Here is an 18,977-nt window from a genome sequence, read left to right on the forward strand (position 1 = left end):
TTTCACCTATCTCGCTGCAAATTTAAGCATCTGAAATATTCTTGCTCCTGAATAAATATTGCTTATTCCATTTCCTTCAGGTAATACTAGGAACTCTTGCAAAAATCGCGGAGTTCTAATTCCCATTATAAGAGCAGCAAGCCCCCATAAAGAATCTCCACCCATCATAAATGTAAATGCAAGTTTTGTTAATACAACTTGGACTAAAAGTGTTAATGAAACCTGCAAAAGTTTTTGAATATAGGTTTTAAATACCCCTTTATCTGCATCCATTAGCCCCACACAAGCAAGTGGAAGACCTATTCTCAACATCAACATCTGTATTCCTTTACCTATAAACTGAATGTAAAGAATTAGATAGACAATAAAAAATACAAGTGTAAACACCGCATAGAATATTCTTCCATTAACTATCCTAGCTAACAAAGAAGAAAAATCAATATCAGTGCTTAACCCTATTGCATTTAATACCCTATCTGTTCCATCTATTATTATATTTGCTAACCATCCATACATTACACCAAAACATAAAGCTATGGCCATTGCTCTAAAAAAATTAATAAGCAGCCCAACTGGTTCAGCATCAGGATCCCCATCTGTCCAAAGTATATAAGTTTCAAAGCCCTTCTTCAAAAATTTTAATACTATCATTGAAATTCCAAATTCCAGAAATATCTTAGAAACATCATCAAATCCTCCTACATTCATACTGAACATGACTTTTTCAGGATACAATGCAATAGAAACAACATTTAAAAGCTTATCACCAAAAGTATCTAAGTATCCTTCAAGAAATTCAGTAATAAGGAGTATTATTAATTTAGACATTTACTAACTCCTTTCTTTTCAAGAAAAACGAGCTAAAGGTCTTGCTCGTTTTATCCTTTATAATTGAACATATCTTGTATTCGTGTCTTCAACGTTGGCATTATTGTATCACCCCAAAGGGCATATATACCGGCCAATACTAAAGCACCTATCACTACTGCCATTAAAATTTTGATTCCTGAATCTACATAACCTTCTCCTCCTTGTTTGCACTTAATCTTTCTATACATCTTTGTTTGAAACCCCATGAATCTTTTACCTATTGATTTCTTTACTCTTTCCATAAAATTTTCCTCCTTTTTAGTTTATTTAAAATAACCACTAACTACAGTTATAATGGCTCCTGAAACAACTGCACCTATTGTACATCCTATTGCAACCTTTATTCTTGTAGCCCATTTTTTCTGATCCATCTCATCTGCTGCACCTTTTCTGATGAAAAAATATGCAGTAAATACAATACCAACTGGAATTGCAACAACAGGAAGATAAGAACCAAGGTCATTGAGCATCTTCTCAAGGCCTTTTGCTATTTTAGAGTTTTGAATGCTTTCTGCAAATGCAACATTTGCTTGAATTGTTGAAAACATTATTAAAAATATAAAAATTTTACTTTTACTAGTATACCTTTTTCTATTATTCGTACATCTTCCAAATTTCCCATAAGGCAATTTTTTCATCTCCTTTTCTTGCAGGTCGTCTATTTTCTCTTGCTTCCCTAACTAATCTGTTATGTTCTTCATTCCCAAGTCCTAACATATTATTAAACTCCCATTTACTTAAATCAGGAGCAAACATTATAGCTGGATTTCCTCTTGACATAACCAAGCTATAAGGTCTTTCAATAAGCTTTATTTCATTGGTTGTCAAAAGCGGTCTACCAGTTAAATTGATACTTTGAGAAGATGAACCTGCTGAATATTTTCCATGAGAAGAACTTAAAGAATATGTTGAAACTGTATAATTTCCAAGTCTTTTTGATATTTCCTCTAAAGTTTCTGTATCATTAGTCTGAAGGTAAATCCAATTTTGACAGTTTCCTCTAATTATCTTTGATTCTTCTTTTCCATATTTTTTATCTAGCTGTGCAAAATCTTGTAAAAATAAATTAAATCGAATCCCCCTTCCTCCTCCTACTGTAAGTTTGGTCGCAAAATCGGGAATTTGTGTAAAGTTTCCAAATTCATCCAGTATAAAATTAACCCTCCTTTCTAGTCTTCCTCCTCTTTCATCTGCAACCTTTACTAGCTGTTCATAAACTTGTGATACTAAGAGACTTGCTAAACTATAATAAGTCGTTGTTTCATCAGGCAAAATAATAAATAGAGCCATCTTTTTTCTACCTAAATCTTTAGGATCAAAATCACTTTTGTTAGTCATAGAATATATCTTAGGATTAGTAAATAACCTAAGAGTTGTCAAAGCAGCAGTAAAAAAACTCCCTCGTGTTTTTGAAGGAGCTATTTCTGATATAGCTATAAGTCCCCTAGAAGGATGAGCAGCATCTAATTCTTTCATGTAATCTGTAATAGGCATTGATTTATCAATAGTCTTGTACATATTGGCAATAAAAAAATATGTGTTAGTCATATTTTGATACTTTGTATTATATTTACCTCTGTTATCATACACCACATTCATAATAGATCCAGCTATAGTTGAAGCCTCTCCATTTGTCCATATTTTTTCACCTTTAGCTTCTCCCACTAAAGCTGATGTAATATCCCATGCACATTCTATTGCTCCCGGAATATCATTTATTTTAACTGCATCTATTGTAGGCTGCAGAAAATTATATCTATCACTTTTTAATGGATTTTTAAAATCTATTGCTATAACTTCATAACCTAATCTTTTTAGAAATGGAGTTGTATAATTATATAGTTCTCCTTTTGGATCTGACATAACCATACTTTCTCCAGCTAATCCAAGAGTACAAATAGTTGGTATAACTACATGTCTAGATTTTCCTGATCTAGTGGAACCTATACAAATAGTATGAACATCATCTCCTATAGCATATATTTTCTCTGTCCCTTTTTCTTTTGACATTCCTAGTACAATACCTGCTTCGTTAAAATATGGAGTTTTCTCAACAATTTCTTGAACTAATTCTATTTTCATCACCTCCCTTCATATTTTTTAAATCATCATATCCATATTTCAATAAATTCTTAATCTCTTTATCTTGTTTAATTTCTAATATAGTAAAAGCTTTTTCCTTCTCTTTTTCCGTCATAAATCTTGCGGAGCCATGTTGTTTCTGACCTGCTGGTACAGGAATACTTATTGCTGGAGTAATTTGTATCAAGTCACTCTCATAAGCTCTGTCATTTGAAAAAAAGTAAATAAAATTCATTATTATTAGCAACAGTTCAAAACATCCAAGTAGCTTTAAAGCATTTCTACTGTTCTTTATTATCTCAAATGATTTTTGAATCTTGAAAATATGAATATCAATTTTGCCTTTAGACAACAAAGTATCTAAATACACAGAAAAATATATACTGCCAATAGTTCCTAATATAAGAATTAAAATTGATACTCCAATTTTAAATTTCTTCTGTTTGCTCAAACATTTCCCTCCCTTCTTGTTCATCTTCTTGCAAAATAATCTGTATAACCTCCCTTTCTAATATTGCTTTTTTCTTTTTCAATGCCATATTAATAACTTTTAGTTTCTTCCACTCATCTATATTTAGCGTTTTATAGTCATTATTATATTTTTTCATCAGTTCTATTGTTATAGATGTGAAAAGAAGTGAAAAAATAATAAGCACTATTGTCATTAAAAAAATCATTTCATATCTCCCTTCTTTTCTTTTATTTTTTGAAGTTTTCTTATTTCATTTATTAATCTTTCATTTTCACTACAAATGTAGTCATACTCATCCTCTACAATCCTTATATTCCCATTGACAATATATGAAGATATAGGTTCTGCTATTTTTTTATAAATAAATAATCCCAATGATGGTATTATCAATAATAGTAAAGCATATGATACTTTCCAAGTCATTTTATAGCCTCCTAAAATTATTTTAAATTTCAATTTCTTCTTCTGTCTCAAATTCCAATTGTTTTTCATTTAATTTTGGTTCTTTTTGTTTTATCTCTTTCGCTTTTTCCATCCCTAACTTAGAAATAGAATAAGAATCATCTTCATTTTTTATAACATACCCCTCTTTAAAATTATTTTCTAAACGTTTTTTCAAATATTCATACTGTTTATTAGCATATATTTCATCAGTATATTCTTTTTTAATTTGATTTTTAAGTTCCTTTAAAGTTAAACTTCCACCTGCCTTTAATATATAACCAAAAACTTTATTAGAATCATATGAAGTAAATTCAAACTCCTCATTTATTTCTTTTGATTCTTCTATTGCTTTTTGAGTAATAGAATATTTATTATCAACTACTTCTATATATCCTTCGTCAATCAACTTTTCAATTCTTTTTTTCTGTATATTAAATGTCTTTTTAGCTTCTTTAGGAGATGAATACTTTCTCATTATATTTTCTTTAAGCAATTGTTCTGTATTGTATTTTTTTATTTGTGGAAATATCATATTAACGTCAAATTTTGATAAATTAAATTCATCTTCAATATCCCTTTTATTTTTTAGATTGTCTTCCTTTTTTATATCCCTAGTTTTATCTTTTTCAACTGATACTCTGCTTATATTTTGAGATTTTTCTTTAAGTTCATTTGATTTTTCTACCTCTTTATTTGCATAAAAATTTGTATAAGAACTTAATGAATTAGTTTCCATGAATTTTTCTCTCAATTGCTCTAATCGACTTTTTTTCATTTCTTCCCAACTATTTTCTGGAGTTATATACTCATAAACATTTATTCCTCGTTCCATTCCAAGCCTTATTTCCCTCATCTGTTGCCAATTGTATTCAAGACTATCATAAAAAGATGTATCCAAATCTTTTTCTAATCCCAGACGAATCTCTCTCATTTGCATCCAATCAAAATCAGCATTATTAAAGAGTGATACATCTAAACCTTTTTCTAATCCTAGTCTTATTTCTTCCATTTGTTCAACACTCATATTTTTCTTTGCATAATGGCTAACATCAAGCTCCTTCTCTAATCCTAAGCGAATCTCTCGCATCTGCATCCAATCAAAATCGGTATTATTAAAAAGTGATACATCCAAACCTTTTTCTAATCCTAATCTTATTTCCTCCATCTGTTCAACACTTATATCTTCTTTTGCATAATGACTGACATCAAGCCCTTTCTCTAATCCTAAACGAATCTCTCGCATCTGCATCCAGCCAAAATCGGGCTTTCTATAGAAATATACTGGTAAGTCTTTGTTCTCGCCTAATATTATTTCACTCTTTTGTAATTGATCATACTTATGATTCAAATATAGAAAAATTCTTTTTAGCCTATTTAAAAAGCTTTTTTTACCCATTTCTTCACTCCTCTTTATATCTTTCTAATTCCATATTCATTAATGAGAAAATCAATTTTAAGGAAACATTCTAAATACCCATTGATAGATTTAAATATATAGAAATCATTATCCATTCCTGACTCCCCTATAAAAATTCCCTTAAAAATATTTGTTTTTTTATTTCTTGATTTCCCTTTTTTAAAAATTGCATATTCGCTACCTATTTCTAGTCCTAAAATATTCTCCTTAAGTTCATCTACTGTAATCATATTTACCTCCTATTTTTCATTTTTAGATTTCACCTCCTAAAAACAGCCTTCTAAAATGGATTTTGAGGATCTTTAGAAGGCTAGGCATACCCTATAGTATTATCAAGTTTTAGGCATCAAAAAAACAGCCTATTATTGGCTGTCCTTTTAAAAATACATTGTAAATATTAAATTTAAATATGTTCTTTAAGAACTATAAAAAAGCTCTCTTTTCTAACAGTAAATCCATTCTTAATATAAAACTTTTTTAAATTGTCTATCCCTATAGGAGTATCAATATATAATTTACCTTTTATCTTACTTACTCCTATATTTTTAGCTATATAAATAAACCTCTTCAATATTTGACTTCCATGCCCCTGACGCAATTCTTTCATTGTATCAATTGACTCTATATATGCAGTTTTTTCTTCATAGAAATCATTTAACCTCAATTTAGCACTTAATTCAGTTATAGGCGATGTTCTTACTGGAACTTGTTCAAGTTTATAAGTATGAAGCTCTATAGTATAATCATTTTCCCATATATCTGGTACCCACGTTTCCACAATATAATATGGCTGGTCATTATATAAATACATATTGATATTATAATCATCATATTTATCTAAAATAAAATTAAGATTATCCATTATATTATCATATGATATTTTGTCTTTTTTAATTTTCCTTATATACTCTCTTTGTTTTTCTAATCTTTCTTCTGCAAGAATATATAGTTTCTTCCACTTAAATAACATAATATATTTCCCCCATAAACTAATTATCTTAATCCTCTAAAAACGCTTCAAGCAAATCGTGTATATCTTCGTATTTATATATCTCCTTCAGCATAAAATTTTTAGGATGCTTTTCTAATTCAGATTGTTTTACAATCTCATAATATAAATCTTCAACAATTTTCCTCTTTCTGTGTTCTGAAATAGCTTTGTCATTCCTTATAAAATTAAACATCTTTTTCATTAAGCTAACTTTTTTGTCTCCCCACTCTAAAAATTTAATGAAATACATGGTTCTGACATAAAGAGTATCGTTTCTTATATCATTATTTAAATTCCATATATATCTATACCCTTTATCCAAATAGTCAAACGTAAATGGATAAGAGTGCAATTTATTACTTAAATATTTTTTTTGCGTTTCTGATAAAATATCATCATCTTCTATTCTACCTTCTAAATATGACTTAAAGCTATAATCAATTTTATATAAATCACCAGAGTATAGAAGATCATTTACACCTTTTAGATATTTTTGATAATTATACACCCTTTTCGCCTTTTCATATTTAGATTGATAGTTTTCTAAAACGTTACTCTTATCTGATTTTCCTTCAAAGTCTATATACCTAACTGCAATATTTAAAGACTTAGCTACTTGTATTTCATTAATCATATTTGAAGTGTACTCTTTCTCAAAAAACCATAATTCATCACATCTTTTAATCAATTCTAACCTTTTATTAAAAATTTGATCTTTCCCATCAGAAACTCTTTCAAGCTGTTCAATAATAGCAATGGGTGTAACAGGCAAACATCTTTGTTCTAATGCATATTTACAATATTTATCTACATTTTCCTTATTATATTTTGAGTTATCACTTAAAGGAAAACTTACATATATAAGTTTCAAAAAACTCCTCCTCTCACATATAAAATAGCATTGCTAAAAATTTAAAATATACAAAACAACAGCCTGTTATAAGCTGTTGTTTGTAAGATTATATTTAGTTTTTGCCAATTCATATAAAATTGATATGCGAAAATCAAATACTTTAATTAATTGTTTCTCTCCATTTATATACCAATTTAAGCCATCTGTTGTTAAATCTTTAAATAAGTTTTTTATATCATATTCTTTTACTCTAATTTGTCCAGTTTTCTTAATAATCCCTGTTGCAATTGAATGATTTCCATTATAAACATAACACAAATCTATATCTGAAAAATAATAACCCCTATGATTGGATTTTATATATTTAAAACCATTTTGTAATATTGATTTCACTGTATAAGAAAATGCATATCTATCCCAAGGTAATAATATTATTGTATCTTGAGATAAATCTACTGTTTTATCTTTCCTTATTAATACTGCCTTATTTGGAAAATCTGAGTTTGAAATAAAATAATCCATTGCAAATGGAAAATCAATTTTAATATCGTCCATTTCACTATATAAAAATTTGGATAATAAATCATATTGAATATCTCTTCTGGTAACTTCCATAAAAAAATCAATCATATTTATTTTGTCTTCTAAAGTTTTTTCATATTCTAGTACTGTTTCAATATAATCCATTGCAAATTTAAATCCAAAAGCAATATCAGAATTTCCAGTTTTGCTTTTATTTTTCTTTTTAAAAAGCAATAGAATCACATCCTAAAATGTTTTTTTAATACATCTGATAGATTATATAAAACTCTCCCTTGAAAAATATCATCTCTATAAGCAAGACTACCTATTTCGCTACAAGCACGTATATAATTATTATTATCTAATTCCTTTTTTAAAAGATATAAAAAAATATAGTAAGATGTATGAATGAAGGTGGGAGAACTATACTTTTTAGATGGCTTACATTTTGATAATTCTTTCGTAAACCTTATTAAAGCTTCCTTTGCTAATAGATTGTTTTGATTATTTAATTCTAACAGTGAAGGCTGCCTAATAATATTCATAATTTCTTTTTCATCCATTCTTTTATTCACTCCCATTATATAACATTCCAAAAACACAATCAATAAAGACATCTAATACATATCTTTATTAAGGTTCTGCTGGTACTACTCTCCAATCATCAAATACATTGCCTTTTATATCAATATAATCATCCAATCCAACTGATAGCATACCAGCTGGAGTCCATAGGTCAATTACTTCTGAATAAGGTGTATACTTTTCATCATCAGGAAACCATAAAGGAGTGTAGTGCACCCTTCGCTCATTAGGTGAATACTTATTTTTTTGTAGTTCAAATTTCCTATTGGATGTTTTCTCTGACAATCTCCAATACGTATTATAATTAAATTCAGGGAAATAGCTTATTACATTTTGTGCTGATGTAACAGCCGAACTTGGTGCATCAGTTGAAGTTGCAACATCAACTTCTATATTTAACCCATACCCAGACTTCATCTCCCACCTATCATAGAACTGCTTTGCTGTTGGAACCTTATCATCAGGTTTAATTTTATAGTTTGCAGATAAAAAGGCACTATAGCTATTCCAGAAATATTCCCAATCGCCTTCATCTACCCATTCTCCATTGTCTACCCATTCATATGTTTCTTTACCTTTTTCATCAAAAATTCCCGTCCCTACTTTCTCCCAATTCTCATGCCATACCCAATTAGACTTCCAAAAAGCCGACCAGTCTCCCCATGTTGCAGTAGTATTGTTAACCCTTATTGGAACTCTGGGAACCATCCATCCATTTGGTCTTTGAACCGGTTTTCCAGTATTGTAATCTTTTGCTCTTGGATCTGGTGGAACATTTTCATTCATGTCTACTATTTTAAAAGATTTACTTGTCCTTTTTTCCTCATTGCTAAAATATCCTCCACCAGCTATTTCAGCAGTAACATTTACAGTTGTTGGTTCTTTTGGTGTATGCCATTTTGCCCATACAAGCTGACTTCCTCCCTCTGGAAGAACTACATCCATAATTTCAACCATACTTCCATCAACATAGAAAGTAACTGTAGTAGGACTTTCAGGAGTTATTCTACTATCAGTATAGATCCAAAAAGATGTAATTACATCAGTATCTACTCTATAATCACCATTTTCTTCTGGTGGTTCAATAGGTTTCTTAACATCGCTACCATTAGGATACATAATTCTCATACCCCAGCCACCACCACGCATTATTCTTCTATTGTCCCACTTTTGATTGTTCTGAGTAGGAGGAAAAGCCTTATAATCAAACCACCCTTTTTCAAGAACAACACTATTAGGAAGATTGCAGTGAGTCATACCTGCAATATATTGAGCATCCTTGCCAGAATAAAAGAAATTGAATAGGCCTTGTTCTTGAGCCATTGCATATTCTGTAGCTGTAAAAGCTAATTTTGTATTGCCATCTTTAAGATGAGCTATACAAATAGGTTCATAAATAATTACCCAAGGTACTTTGTTCTTATACTTTCCATCTGATCCCTTCAAGGGAAGAATATCATTAGGATTCTGCTTTCCCTTCTTGCCACCTATAGTAAATTCAGTGTTCTTAACTAATCCTTCTCTTGTTGTGCCTTGTTGTTTAGCTACATTATTTATAAGTCTAATTAAAGTTCCTGAATCTCCAAAATAATTTTTAACAGCTGATAATCTACCTCCATTAGTGATTGGTATTGCAGGAGGATTATCAGTTATTATTTTAGGATTGTTATCAGAAACCAATGGTTTGCCTCTTAGATATTCTACCTTATTGTATTTTCCAAAGATTACACCACTAGGCAAAGAAAAACTTTTAGGTTTTACAAACACAGGATCTCCTACTGCTTTGTAGCCACAATAAAAGGATGTACTGGTTAACGCTGTATCTGACAGTCCTACATACAAAGAGACCTTGTACATCCATTCTCCACTTCTATAAAAACCTTTGCCATCTACTTTTCCACTTGTCCCACCATCACCACTCCCTGCATTGTCATCCCCTCCACCATCTGCCAAAACAGAAATGGGAAGGAGAGCTATACACAAAAGCAATGCAACTAGAACTTTAACTGCCCTTTTCAAATTTAAAACCTCCTTTTTGACAAAATAAAAAGAACCCTTGTTTAAAGAGTTCTTTGTGTTTCAATTTATTTAATAGATATATTAAAATTTATCACCTTGGCCCATTTCTGGATCTCCTGGTTCTCCTAAGTCAGAACCATTAACTTCTTCAACATTGGTAGCAGGTTTCAGTCCAGTAGGATTTCCCTTTAAATCTCTAAGAACACCATCTTCACCTGTACCACCGTTTACAACTTTAGGCTTTTCTTCTTCTTTATAAGTAGGTGGTTTGTCACTATTTTTATCTTTAGTTGTTTTATTGTCTTTTTTATCAGCGGTTTCTGTATTGACTGGTTTTGGTGGATTGGTTGGTTTTGGTTCTGTCTTTGGCTTTTCCATACCTTCAGGAAGTTTTTCATCTTCTTTAGGTGTTGGGGTAGGTTTAACTAAAACTTTGTTTCCATCTATTTCTTTAACTTCTTCTTTGTATTTAGGCTCTACATCTTTATCTTTTTTAGATGGTTCAATTGGTGGTACCTTAATTTCCTTTTTCTCTTCCTCTATGTCAATGGATTCATCTTCTATATCTTCATTATCTGCCACTTCATTTTCTTGTGCATATTTAAGATTCAATTTAACTAATCCTACACTTAAAACTATGATTAAAGCAATACCTACAATCAAGACCATTCTTTCCTGCTTTTTAGTCAACATAGCATGACCTCCTTTATAGTGTTTATGTGTAAATTTAACAATTCTTCCATCCATCTTCTTACTTACATTATACCCTAAAAATAGCTTAATAACAATAGTTTTTAAAGCTTTTTACGTCTAATTTTCTGAAAACTTTGAAAGATTTCTTTTTCAATAACCCTTAGCTTTATCCTACTTTTTAGATTTATTGACTATAAAATCGCACAACATATATGTTTACTTTAGTTAATATTGTGGTATAATACTATTAAAGGTAATCGGTACCGCAATGGTGCGGTTGCCACAGCTGATTAAATAAGTTTAATCACTCTGCAGGCCGGCAGGGTGATTATTTTTTCCCTTTATTATCTCTCAAAATATTGATAATTAAGGAGATTAGCGATATTACCAACATAGAAAACATAATCATTAATGATATAGCTTCATATGTATTCATATCGCACCACCTCCTTTCTTTTGTGAAATGAGGTGGTAACCACACCCTGCTTTTTCCGATTACCTTGTCCTAAGTTTATCATCAAATACATTTAATTTCAATATATCAACTAACTTTTTTAATCTGCAAACTATTATCTTACCTAAAAAACATTTAAATATATCTGAATCTTTAACCGCTAAATATTTCCTTTAACTCCGAATATTCATCTTCTCCTCCTGCAATTTTATCTGATATGCTAAAATTTTCACCATCTTCTACACCTTTAAAATATACTTCATTGAATCCTTGAAAATTAGTATTAGTATAAACAGTTCCTGTAAAGTTTATATTATTATAATAATCTACTACTTCTTTATCTTTTTTTAATACTAACCCCCATTCCTGATTTTCTTCATTTTGTCTTTCAAAAGCAGTATCTAATCCCTCTATAAATCCTAAAGCATAATCATTTTCTAAACCTTTAGTAGAATAACCTTCCTTTCTATATTGATACCTCAATCTATTTACAGCACTCTCTATAGAATCTATTGCATATTCAAGCACTATCTTGCATACTTCTACGTCTTCATCCTTCCCTATAAATACTATAGTATGGTTATATCTAGTCTTATAATAGTGACAACAACCAAAATTCTCAGTTATAAGACTTGCTAATCTTCCCTTCCACCTAGCTTGTCTAAATGTTATATCTGTCTTTTCTTCTATCACGTTTATCTCTTTGTATTCTTTTATTTCTTTAATAGATAATTTATGTTTTACAAGTAATTCTTGAGCTTTTAGCATAGCTACCTTTGCCTCATGTTCATTTGAGCTTTCACTTAACGCCAGCAGCTTCTTTATCCTTAAAATTATATTTTCATTCATTTTTATCACCAAGTCCTTGCAATAATACTAAAGGGAATTATTCTATATTTCTAATTCCCAATCATCTTCAACTTCTAAATCTAGATTTTGTTTCTGTTTTCTAGATTCTTCACTTAAATCTAGTAGCTGTTTATACATTTTTTCATTGATTTCCTGAGTTTTAGTATTTTGAATAGTTAAGGTGTTATTCTGCTCTTTTAAAACTTCAACTTCTTTCTTCAATTCTTTATTTTCTGTAATAAGATTCTGCCATTGAAATAAAAGTTTATCTAAATTATTCCTAATCTCTCTTTGGTCAAGATTAAGATTTTGATATTTTTCTTTATTGCTATATATTTCTTTATCTATATTATCTACTTTAGTGTAAATTCTATTGAATTCTTTATCTTGCGATTTTTCTAATTTCTTAGTATTATAACTAATATCATTACTTATATTCTCGTGTTGCTTAGTTAATGTTTCATTGTTTATATATCCAATTTTTCTATCAATCTTATCGTATCCCCTTTTATCTACAAACATATTAGTAATTAAAACTACTAATACCCCAAAAACTCCTGTTATCAACGAAGCTACTATTACCTCCATCCAAAATCCCCTCCAATCCATATATTCACCTCCATTATACTATATTTTGTCGGACAAAGGAAATCGTTTAACTATCTCTCTTTTTCCCAATCTAATCCTTCACCTTTTGCTTTTTCTATCATTTTTTCTTTTAGTGCTTGTCCTTCAAGGTAAGTTAAAGGATAATTTTTGTCTCCTTCATTTGGATTATCTGATAGCATTTTCATAGTTTCTAGAATTAGATTTTGTAAATTTCTAGCTTTTCTTTCTGTCTTGAATTCTTTGCTTTTTTGTCGAAATTCTCTATTTAGCTTAAAACTTTTAGTTAAAGATTCTTTTGAAAAAATTCTAGGTGGATAAAACTTATCGCTATTACATTCTCGTCCATCAGGAAGTATAAATTCTACATCTTCTTCATTATCTTCCCATCTAACTTGATAACCTAAAGCATTTAAGTTTTTTATAAATTCTTCCTTGGATGTAGAAATATTTTTACACTCATTTATTATATAAAAAGCTTCTGTTTTCCATGATTTTTCTTTATTAGAATCATCTTTTATGTTTCTTGAAATATCTGAAATTATTTTTTGCAAATCTCTATTTTCTACATTAGCTTCATACTGTCTATTTAGCTCAAAACGTCTAATAAATGCTTCTTTTGTATATTTTTCAGGTGGATACAATTTATCATTGTTGCACTTTCTGCCATTCTGCAGTGTAAAAGTAATATCTTTCCGGCTATCTTCCCATCTAATTTGATATCCTAAAGCATTCATTATTTTTATAAATTCCTCTTTGCTAGTAGAAATCTTCATACATTCATTTATGGTTAGCCAAAGTTCATGTTTCCATGACCTACCTTCCTTTTTCGCCCTGTATTCACCTGAAGAATAACTTTCTCTATTTATAAATTTATCAGACCCAGTGTCTACAAAACTATATTTTAACCCATGTTCATAACAAAGTTTATTTGAATATCCTTTTAATTGTTCTAGTTCTATATTGCTTTGTTGCCATTTTCTTCCTGTTTCTATATTTACTGTATTTATTATGAAATGATTATGAATATGTTCCTTGTCTATGTGAGTGGCTACCACTATTTGAAAATCTTTAAATCTTTCATCTTCTAGTAATTCTAATCCAATCTTGTGAGCTAGTTCTGGTGTTATATTTTCTTTCGGGTGAAAAGATTGAACAAAATGTATGAATTGTCTTCCATCAGTTTTATTATACATATTTTTTACTACCATCATTTCATCAAAAGCAGATGATGGTCTGCAATTCACACCTGATATTAAGTTAGAATTAGTTTTACTATTTTTTGTAATATATTTAATAGCTCTATCTCCTTTGTTTGATTCATCTCCTAGTAATTTTTCAACAAACAGCATTTCATTGTCTGTTTGATTTTTAGGAATATCTTTTTCATCTATACCTTCAAAGAAGAATTTTTCTGTTTTATTTTCATCTACAACATAGTCTATAGCCCTTGCCAATCCTGCCATTTTTCTATTCTTTCCATTTATGAATTTAATTAATGCCATAGTTTAGTTCCTTTTCCTTTTTGTCTTTATTACTAATAGATTTAACGACTGCCATACCTTATCAAGCTTATTTTCTACATAATCTAATTTCAGACAAGTTATTTTACCTTGATGACATAAGATAGCTAGTTGATTCAAATTTCGTCCTATTGCATTTACCTCTTTGACTAGTTCTTCAAGATCTCTTATTACTATAATATCTTTACCCAAAGAAGATTGCCTTACATACTCACTTACTTTTATATTAGATTCTTTTGCTTTATTTTCTATGATTTTTAATTCACTTGGAGTTACTCTAAAAGTTATCTTCTCAGTTCTGTTCTCCATAATGCTCACCTTCTTATAATTGAGGAAAAGGGTAAGGAATAATCCCTAACCTAGATTTCCATATCCCATTCTTCCTTATTAGTGTCTGTTTGTAATGTTTTTTCACTATCATTTATTTTTCCTAGCATTTCATTGGTTTTAAAACATAATGAACTAAGCTCCTTAAGTTCATTCTTGATTTTCGTAACTTTATCCTCTGCCATTTTTTTAAACTCTCCTGTTGTTATATTGTTTTTAAATGGTTTATGACCTTCTCCATTTTCTTCAATATTATTTATAGAAAACGATAATTCTGTTTTTGCCATTCCTAGATTAAAGTACTGCTCTTTTATTTCCTTCTTGATTAAAGTTTTAATTATATTCAATTCTTTTCTATCATACATATTTATAACCTCCTTTCTTTTAGAGGGTCTCGGGATACTTCCCGAGTATTAACAATGAAATGGGGCCATAAAAGCCCCATTTCTAATCTATTTGGAGGATGAAGTCCGACAAATAGGAATCCTGCCCTCCTCCTTTTAGGAGGAAGTACCGCTGGGTATTGAAAAGAAAATTAAAATACCATCATTATTGAAATCATATTTCCAATTCAAACTCTTCCTCATACTTATTCTCCTTACCTATACTATCTAGTCTTATCTCATCATAATTGGCTATCCCTGTTATCTCTGGTATGGTTCCGTGTTCAGCCATTGAATAATAGTTTCTGTTTCCGACTATTATATGATCTAAAACTTTAATACCTAAAGGCTTAAATATATTAACTAATTTTTGAGTTATCCTATTATCTTCTCTAGAAGCCTTCGTCACTCCTGATGGATGATTGTGAGCAAATATAATTGCGCTGCAATCGCACCCTAGTGCTTGTTTTAAAATTTCTCTTGGATATATTGGTGATTGATCTATAGTTCCTTCTGTTAATATCTTGCTCTCTATAATTTGATTTTTTACATCTAAAAAAGTTGCCATAAAAACCTCTTTGTCTTTTTTACTTCCTAGAAGGTTAATGAAATATTCTCCCGCTGTTGTTGAACTTGTTATAGAAATGGCTTCATCAACTCCAAACTTCTTAACAAGATTGTAGTTGCCTACAAACTTGTTTAAGGCTATTACTTTTTCTAATTGTTCTTCATTAAGTTCTATGACCATAGGTCTCTCTAATATATTTAAAGGGTTATTATATTTTGCATATTCTTTAATTTTGGATTCATCTATTCCTGTTATCAATCCTAACTCTTTTAGAAAATCCTCTTTATAATCTATTATTTTAGCCATAATGCAGCACCACTTTTTGAAATATATTCAACTATATTTTTTAAGGCATATATTTTATCTTTCACAGTCTTTGGAAAATGGTCAAAATCATTGCTATTTAAAAAAGCTTCAATCCCTATTTCTTCTATTCTTCTTTCTATATCTTCCTTCAAATTATCATCTGGTTCTATGAGCTTAATTAATAAACATGTTAATTCCTTGTGTTCATTAGTATTATAATCCATCAATTTTCCTCCCTTTATATTTCTAACTCTTCTTCCAAGCCATCTTCTATTGATTCAGAATATGAAATGTTATCTAGCATAGACTTTAACTCTTGATTAATATCTTTATTTACAATTTTATAAACTCCAACATTATATTTTCCTTTATATTTATTTAGAAATTTTTCTTTTGCATTGCAACCTGCTTCATCATTATCCAGACAAAGTACAATACTATTTACATCATTGTTTTGCTTTAAAAAATTGTCTAATCCTTTTTCTGATAGTCCTCCCAAAGATAACCTATATTGTTTATGCCAATCTATCCCTTTCTTTTTATATATTGTTGCATGACTCATTGCATCTATTGGACTTTCAAATACAAATACCTCATTGTCTCCTTTGCCAAATAAAAAAGGAAAGGCTTTGTTAGAATTTAAAACCTCTCCTTTGTAAGCTATGGATGTATTCGTACTGCGTTTATTTGCATATTTAGGATTCCCTTCATTGTCATATCCTACAAAAACACAATTTCTATTTTTGTCCTCATATAGCTTCTTTTCTTTAATCAATTCATATACTATATCCTTATCTATTTTCCTTGTTTGAATTAAATATGCAAATATGTGCTTATATGTGTCATTCTTTTGAGGTAGAATAAATTTTCCTTTATCTTCTTCCATCTGATTATCTTTAAAAATTGACTTATGAACACTTTCTGGAGATATGTCTAGCAACTGTTTAACTGCTTCTACCCAAGTTTTATCTTCCATGAACATTATAAATTGAATAGGTCCTCCACCTTTGCCTTGTGAAAAGCAATTCCATTTATTTTCGCTTGGATTTACATATAAACCGCCATAACCTTTAATATGGTATGAATTCATACCTACTTTTTTAAAATCTAATCCTTGATTTATAACATAATCCATAATATTTGTATTATTTGCTTTTTCTATTTGCTCTTCTGTAAAACGGCATTTTGTGTATACCATATTTCAACCTCCTATTATTTTTAAATTTCCAATTCATTTTCATCTTCTAATTCTTGGTCATCATGTAACCAGCTTAAGCATTCTTCTTCTGTTTTAAAATCTTCTACCCACACATGTCCAGCTGAATTATCTATTCCAACATATATTCCCTTTTCAAATGTATAAAACTTTCCTAGTGCTTCTCCAGTTTCTATGATTTTTTTAGCTAATTCATTTGAAACTTCTTTATAATCTATTGATTCTTCTAAATCTAAAACTTGATCATAGTTTACAGTAACTTCTTGCCCAAATATTTCGGGAATTTTGTATGCAACATAATGAACGTTGAATGGTGAATAGCTTTCAACAGTACAATTATAAGCTAATGATGTAAATAGTTCTTTTGTTCCGTCTAAAATTGTTTCATCCTTTAACTTTCCATTTATATAATCTAGGCTATCTTGAGTGTTAGAAAAATTATTAATAAAATAGTCACATTTTAAAGAAATAACTTTAGGTTCAGTATTTACTAAATTTTTAGCTTCATATATTAAAGAGTTATATTCTTTAATATATATCTCTTTCTTTTTTAAAGAATCTTTTACTATTGGCTCTTTTGAATCCTCTGGATCTTCAAATAAAGAAACATGCTTGTATATTTCAGTATTTAAATTACTAATTTCAAAATCTATGTTTTCAAGCTTTTTAAAAATATTGATTAAAGTTCTATTAGTATTTTCATCTATTAATTTTATAGACATGATAAATTATCTCCTTTCATATTTTGAAATAAAGGATATATAACTTTAACTAAAGTATATTCCCTAGTTACAGTTACATTCCCAAAATAAAAATAGAGCAGGCAAATATATTTATTTACCTACTCTATTGGGGTGTGTTGTTAAATAAAAGCAATGTCAAATAAAACAAACATTTATTTGGCATTGCTTTTTAAAATTATAAACATTGATTATTAAATTATATTATTTTGACAAGATCACCGTTCTAATTCATTTTCATTATCTTGATCTAATTTTTTATTTTCATAATTGTCTGCTATCCTTAAAATAGAAATATATCTTTCTAATTCTTCTTGTACATATTCTTTAATCATTTCAGTTAACATATAAGAATCCCCATTATTTAAATGATAGTCTTTAAAACAATCATAGTATCTTCTTCTATCTTTGAATTTAATATTAATAGGTGGATATCCTTCTTTCATGAGTTCAAAATTTAGAATAAGCCTTCCTGTTCTACCATTCCCATCTATAAAAGGATGTATTGATTCAAACTTCAAATGCAATAACGCTATTCTTTCTATAATATGTTTTCCTTTCATTTCCTCATTGTACTCATTAATTAATTGTTCCATTAATACTGGAACTAAGTAAGGTTGTGGAGGTTCATGTACTGTTCCTAAAATAGTAACTGGTATACGTCTATATCTTCCTCTATCTTGAGGTCTATCCATTAGAACTATACTATGAATGTCTTTTATAACATTTTCTGATAAAAGTACTTTTTCTTTTACTAATTCTTCTATATAAAAAAATGCTTCTTTATGACCTATTACTTCTAAATGTTCTTTCAATGGTTTTTTATCTATAGTAATTCCTTCCTGTAAAACAAGTGCTGTTTCTTGCAATGTAAGAGTATTGCCTTCTATTGCATTTGAGTTATAAGTAAAATCTACTAAAAACTCATCCCTAAGTCGTTTTATTTCTCCCTCTGTAAGAGGTCGATATTCATTAAGCTTTTTAAGTAATTCATCAATTTTTTCAAACATTGTATCACCTCATTTTCTTATGATACTTAAGTATATATATTATATCA

26 protein-coding genes are annotated in these 18,977 nt (G+C 29.3%); all 26 read right to left on the reverse strand.

Annotated features, from left to right (window positions below; genetic code table 11):
• Window positions 1–6: 6 nt before the first annotated feature.
• The gene (locus tag BUA21_RS02755; RefSeq protein ID WP_072743144.1) at window positions 7–828 is read right to left on the reverse strand and encodes a conjugal transfer protein TrbL family protein; all 822 of its coding nucleotides are present in this window, start codon (window positions 826–828) and stop codon (window positions 7–9) included.
• Between the two features lie 50 nt (window positions 829–878).
• Window positions 879–1,112: a DUF6133 family protein gene (locus tag BUA21_RS02760; protein ID WP_072743145.1), complete on the reverse strand. Its 234-nt coding sequence runs from the start codon at window positions 1,110–1,112 to the stop codon at window positions 879–881.
• 21 nt (window positions 1,113–1,133) lie between these two features.
• A complete protein-coding gene (locus tag BUA21_RS02765; RefSeq protein WP_143147120.1) occupies window positions 1,134–1,418 on the reverse strand; it encodes a hypothetical protein in 285 nt (94 codons plus the stop codon).
• 46 nt (window positions 1,419–1,464) lie between these two features.
• Window positions 1,465–2,952 (reverse strand): VirD4-like conjugal transfer protein, CD1115 family, encoded by a 1,488-nt coding sequence (locus BUA21_RS02770; protein ID WP_072743147.1) that lies wholly within the window; start codon window positions 2,950–2,952, stop codon window positions 1,465–1,467.
• Window positions 2,921–3,403 carry a hypothetical protein gene (locus BUA21_RS14865; protein ID WP_072743148.1) on the reverse strand — a complete coding sequence of 161 codons (483 nt, stop codon included), beginning with the start codon at window positions 3,401–3,403 and terminating at the stop codon, window positions 2,921–2,923. Before BUA21_RS14865 ends, BUA21_RS02770 begins: the two co-directional genes overlap by 32 nt.
• Window positions 3,381–3,629: a hypothetical protein gene (locus BUA21_RS02780; RefSeq protein ID WP_072743149.1), complete on the reverse strand. Its 249-nt coding sequence runs from the start codon at window positions 3,627–3,629 to the stop codon at window positions 3,381–3,383. Before BUA21_RS02780 ends, BUA21_RS14865 begins: the two co-directional genes overlap by 23 nt.
• Complete coding sequence (locus tag BUA21_RS02785) at window positions 3,626–3,847, reverse strand: hypothetical protein (protein ID WP_072743150.1); 222 nt, start codon at window positions 3,845–3,847, stop codon at window positions 3,626–3,628. Before BUA21_RS02785 ends, BUA21_RS02780 begins: the two co-directional genes overlap by 4 nt.
• Window positions 3,848–3,869: 22 nt before the next feature.
• Window positions 3,870–5,264, reverse strand: a complete 1,395-nt coding sequence (locus BUA21_RS14515; RefSeq protein ID WP_072743151.1) for a hypothetical protein — start codon at window positions 5,262–5,264, stop codon at window positions 3,870–3,872.
• Window positions 5,265–5,278: 14 nt separating this feature from the next.
• Window positions 5,279–5,515, reverse strand: a complete 237-nt coding sequence (locus BUA21_RS02795) for a hypothetical protein (protein WP_072743152.1) — start codon at window positions 5,513–5,515, stop codon at window positions 5,279–5,281.
• A gap of 173 nt (window positions 5,516–5,688) precedes the next feature.
• Window positions 5,689–6,255, reverse strand: a complete 567-nt coding sequence (locus BUA21_RS02800) for a GNAT family N-acetyltransferase (protein WP_072743153.1) — start codon at window positions 6,253–6,255, stop codon at window positions 5,689–5,691.
• A 28-nt stretch (window positions 6,256–6,283) separates the two neighbouring features.
• Entirely contained in the window at window positions 6,284–7,147 is an 864-nt protein-coding gene (locus tag BUA21_RS02805; RefSeq protein WP_072743154.1) for a DUF7768 domain-containing protein, read from the reverse strand.
• A gap of 66 nt (window positions 7,148–7,213) precedes the next feature.
• Window positions 7,214–7,885 (reverse strand): DUF6710 family protein, encoded by a 672-nt coding sequence (locus BUA21_RS02810; protein ID WP_084604114.1) that lies wholly within the window; start codon window positions 7,883–7,885, stop codon window positions 7,214–7,216.
• Window positions 7,886–7,890: 5 nt separating this feature from the next.
• Entirely contained in the window at window positions 7,891–8,214 is a 324-nt protein-coding gene (locus tag BUA21_RS02815) for a hypothetical protein (protein WP_072743155.1), read from the reverse strand.
• A gap of 70 nt (window positions 8,215–8,284) precedes the next feature.
• Window positions 8,285–10,255, reverse strand: coding sequence for a hypothetical protein (locus tag BUA21_RS02820; RefSeq protein WP_072743156.1), 1,971 nt, complete (start codon window positions 10,253–10,255; stop codon window positions 8,285–8,287).
• An 81-nt stretch (window positions 10,256–10,336) separates the two neighbouring features.
• The gene (locus tag BUA21_RS02825) at window positions 10,337–10,948 is read right to left on the reverse strand and encodes a hypothetical protein (RefSeq protein WP_072743157.1); all 612 of its coding nucleotides are present in this window, start codon (window positions 10,946–10,948) and stop codon (window positions 10,337–10,339) included.
• Window positions 10,949–11,276: 328 nt separating this feature from the next.
• Entirely contained in the window at window positions 11,277–11,384 is a 108-nt protein-coding gene (locus BUA21_RS15315; RefSeq protein ID WP_072743158.1) for a putative holin-like toxin, read from the reverse strand.
• Window positions 11,385–11,555: 171 nt separating this feature from the next.
• Window positions 11,556–12,251, reverse strand: coding sequence for a DUF2786 domain-containing protein (locus BUA21_RS02835; protein ID WP_072743159.1), 696 nt, complete (start codon window positions 12,249–12,251; stop codon window positions 11,556–11,558).
• Window positions 12,252–12,293: 42 nt separating this feature from the next.
• Window positions 12,294–12,860 (reverse strand): hypothetical protein, encoded by a 567-nt coding sequence (locus BUA21_RS02840; RefSeq protein ID WP_072743160.1) that lies wholly within the window; start codon window positions 12,858–12,860, stop codon window positions 12,294–12,296.
• A gap of 50 nt (window positions 12,861–12,910) precedes the next feature.
• Window positions 12,911–14,362: a relaxase/mobilization nuclease domain-containing protein gene (locus BUA21_RS02845; protein ID WP_072743161.1), complete on the reverse strand. Its 1,452-nt coding sequence runs from the start codon at window positions 14,360–14,362 to the stop codon at window positions 12,911–12,913.
• Window positions 14,363–14,365: 3 nt separating this feature from the next.
• On the reverse strand, window positions 14,366–14,689 hold the full coding sequence (locus BUA21_RS02850) for a plasmid mobilization protein (protein WP_072743162.1): 324 nt from the start codon (window positions 14,687–14,689) through the stop codon (window positions 14,366–14,368).
• A gap of 50 nt (window positions 14,690–14,739) precedes the next feature.
• Window positions 14,740–15,072 (reverse strand): hypothetical protein, encoded by a 333-nt coding sequence (locus tag BUA21_RS02855; RefSeq protein WP_072743163.1) that lies wholly within the window; start codon window positions 15,070–15,072, stop codon window positions 14,740–14,742.
• A 193-nt stretch (window positions 15,073–15,265) separates the two neighbouring features.
• Window positions 15,266–15,964 carry a JAB domain-containing protein gene (locus tag BUA21_RS02860; protein ID WP_072743164.1) on the reverse strand — a complete coding sequence of 233 codons (699 nt, stop codon included), beginning with the start codon at window positions 15,962–15,964 and terminating at the stop codon, window positions 15,266–15,268.
• Window positions 15,952–16,188, reverse strand: coding sequence for a hypothetical protein (locus BUA21_RS02865; protein WP_072743165.1), 237 nt, complete (start codon window positions 16,186–16,188; stop codon window positions 15,952–15,954). Before BUA21_RS02865 ends, BUA21_RS02860 begins: the two co-directional genes overlap by 13 nt.
• A gap of 14 nt (window positions 16,189–16,202) precedes the next feature.
• Window positions 16,203–17,162, reverse strand: coding sequence for a DUF3991 domain-containing protein (locus BUA21_RS02870; protein WP_072743166.1), 960 nt, complete (start codon window positions 17,160–17,162; stop codon window positions 16,203–16,205).
• A 20-nt stretch (window positions 17,163–17,182) separates the two neighbouring features.
• A complete protein-coding gene (locus BUA21_RS02875) occupies window positions 17,183–17,902 on the reverse strand; it encodes a hypothetical protein (RefSeq protein ID WP_072743167.1) in 720 nt (239 codons plus the stop codon).
• A 236-nt stretch (window positions 17,903–18,138) separates the two neighbouring features.
• Window positions 18,139–18,930, reverse strand: a complete 792-nt coding sequence (locus BUA21_RS02880; protein ID WP_072743168.1) for a Fic family protein — start codon at window positions 18,928–18,930, stop codon at window positions 18,139–18,141.
• Window positions 18,931–18,977 lie beyond the last annotated feature (47 nt).

The sequence above is a fragment of the Sporanaerobacter acetigenes DSM 13106 genome, from assembly GCF_900130025.1.
Lineage (GTDB): Bacteria > Bacillota > Clostridia > Tissierellales > Sporanaerobacteraceae > Sporanaerobacter > Sporanaerobacter acetigenes.

Coding starts and splice junctions, on each gene's coding strand:
- BUA21_RS02855 (WP_072743163.1), bottom strand. CDS start 15,072: ATGTATGATAGAAAAGAATTGAATATAATTAAAACTTTAATCAAGAAG.
- BUA21_RS02880 (WP_072743168.1), bottom strand. CDS start 18,930: ATGTTTGAAAAAATTGATGAATTACTTAAAAAGCTTAATGAATATCGA.
- BUA21_RS02815 (WP_072743155.1), bottom strand. CDS start 8,214: ATGGATGAAAAAGAAATTATGAATATTATTAGGCAGCCTTCACTGTTA.
- BUA21_RS02835 (WP_072743159.1), bottom strand. CDS start 12,251: ATGAATGAAAATATAATTTTAAGGATAAAGAAGCTGCTGGCGTTAAGT.
- BUA21_RS02755 (WP_072743144.1), bottom strand. CDS start 828: ATGTCTAAATTAATAATACTCCTTATTACTGAATTTCTTGAAGGATAC.
- BUA21_RS02760 (WP_072743145.1), bottom strand. CDS start 1,112: ATGGAAAGAGTAAAGAAATCAATAGGTAAAAGATTCATGGGGTTTCAA.
- BUA21_RS02765 (WP_143147120.1), bottom strand. CDS start 1,418: ATGTTTTCAACAATTCAAGCAAATGTTGCATTTGCAGAAAGCATTCAA.
- BUA21_RS02865 (WP_072743165.1), bottom strand. CDS start 16,188: ATGGATTATAATACTAATGAACACAAGGAATTAACATGTTTATTAATT.
- BUA21_RS15315 (WP_072743158.1), bottom strand. CDS start 11,384: ATGAATACATATGAAGCTATATCATTAATGATTATGTTTTCTATGTTG.
- BUA21_RS02795 (WP_072743152.1), bottom strand. CDS start 5,515: ATGATTACAGTAGATGAACTTAAGGAGAATATTTTAGGACTAGAAATA.
- BUA21_RS02825 (WP_072743157.1), bottom strand. CDS start 10,948: ATGTTGACTAAAAAGCAGGAAAGAATGGTCTTGATTGTAGGTATTGCT.
- BUA21_RS02850 (WP_072743162.1), bottom strand. CDS start 14,689: ATGGAGAACAGAACTGAGAAGATAACTTTTAGAGTAACTCCAAGTGAA.
- BUA21_RS02770 (WP_072743147.1), bottom strand. CDS start 2,952: ATGAAAATAGAATTAGTTCAAGAAATTGTTGAGAAAACTCCATATTTT.
- BUA21_RS02780 (WP_072743149.1), bottom strand. CDS start 3,629: ATGATTTTTTTAATGACAATAGTGCTTATTATTTTTTCACTTCTTTTC.
- BUA21_RS02845 (WP_072743161.1), bottom strand. CDS start 14,362: ATGGCATTAATTAAATTCATAAATGGAAAGAATAGAAAAATGGCAGGA.
- BUA21_RS02800 (WP_072743153.1), bottom strand. CDS start 6,255: ATGTTATTTAAGTGGAAGAAACTATATATTCTTGCAGAAGAAAGATTA.
- BUA21_RS02860 (WP_072743164.1), bottom strand. CDS start 15,964: ATGGCTAAAATAATAGATTATAAAGAGGATTTTCTAAAAGAGTTAGGA.
- BUA21_RS02840 (WP_072743160.1), bottom strand. CDS start 12,860: ATGGATTGGAGGGGATTTTGGATGGAGGTAATAGTAGCTTCGTTGATA.
- BUA21_RS02785 (WP_072743150.1), bottom strand. CDS start 3,847: ATGACTTGGAAAGTATCATATGCTTTACTATTATTGATAATACCATCA.
- BUA21_RS02875 (WP_072743167.1), bottom strand. CDS start 17,902: ATGTCTATAAAATTAATAGATGAAAATACTAATAGAACTTTAATCAAT.
- BUA21_RS14515 (WP_072743151.1), bottom strand. CDS start 5,264: ATGGGTAAAAAAAGCTTTTTAAATAGGCTAAAAAGAATTTTTCTATAT.
- BUA21_RS02870 (WP_072743166.1), bottom strand. CDS start 17,162: ATGGTATACACAAAATGCCGTTTTACAGAAGAGCAAATAGAAAAAGCA.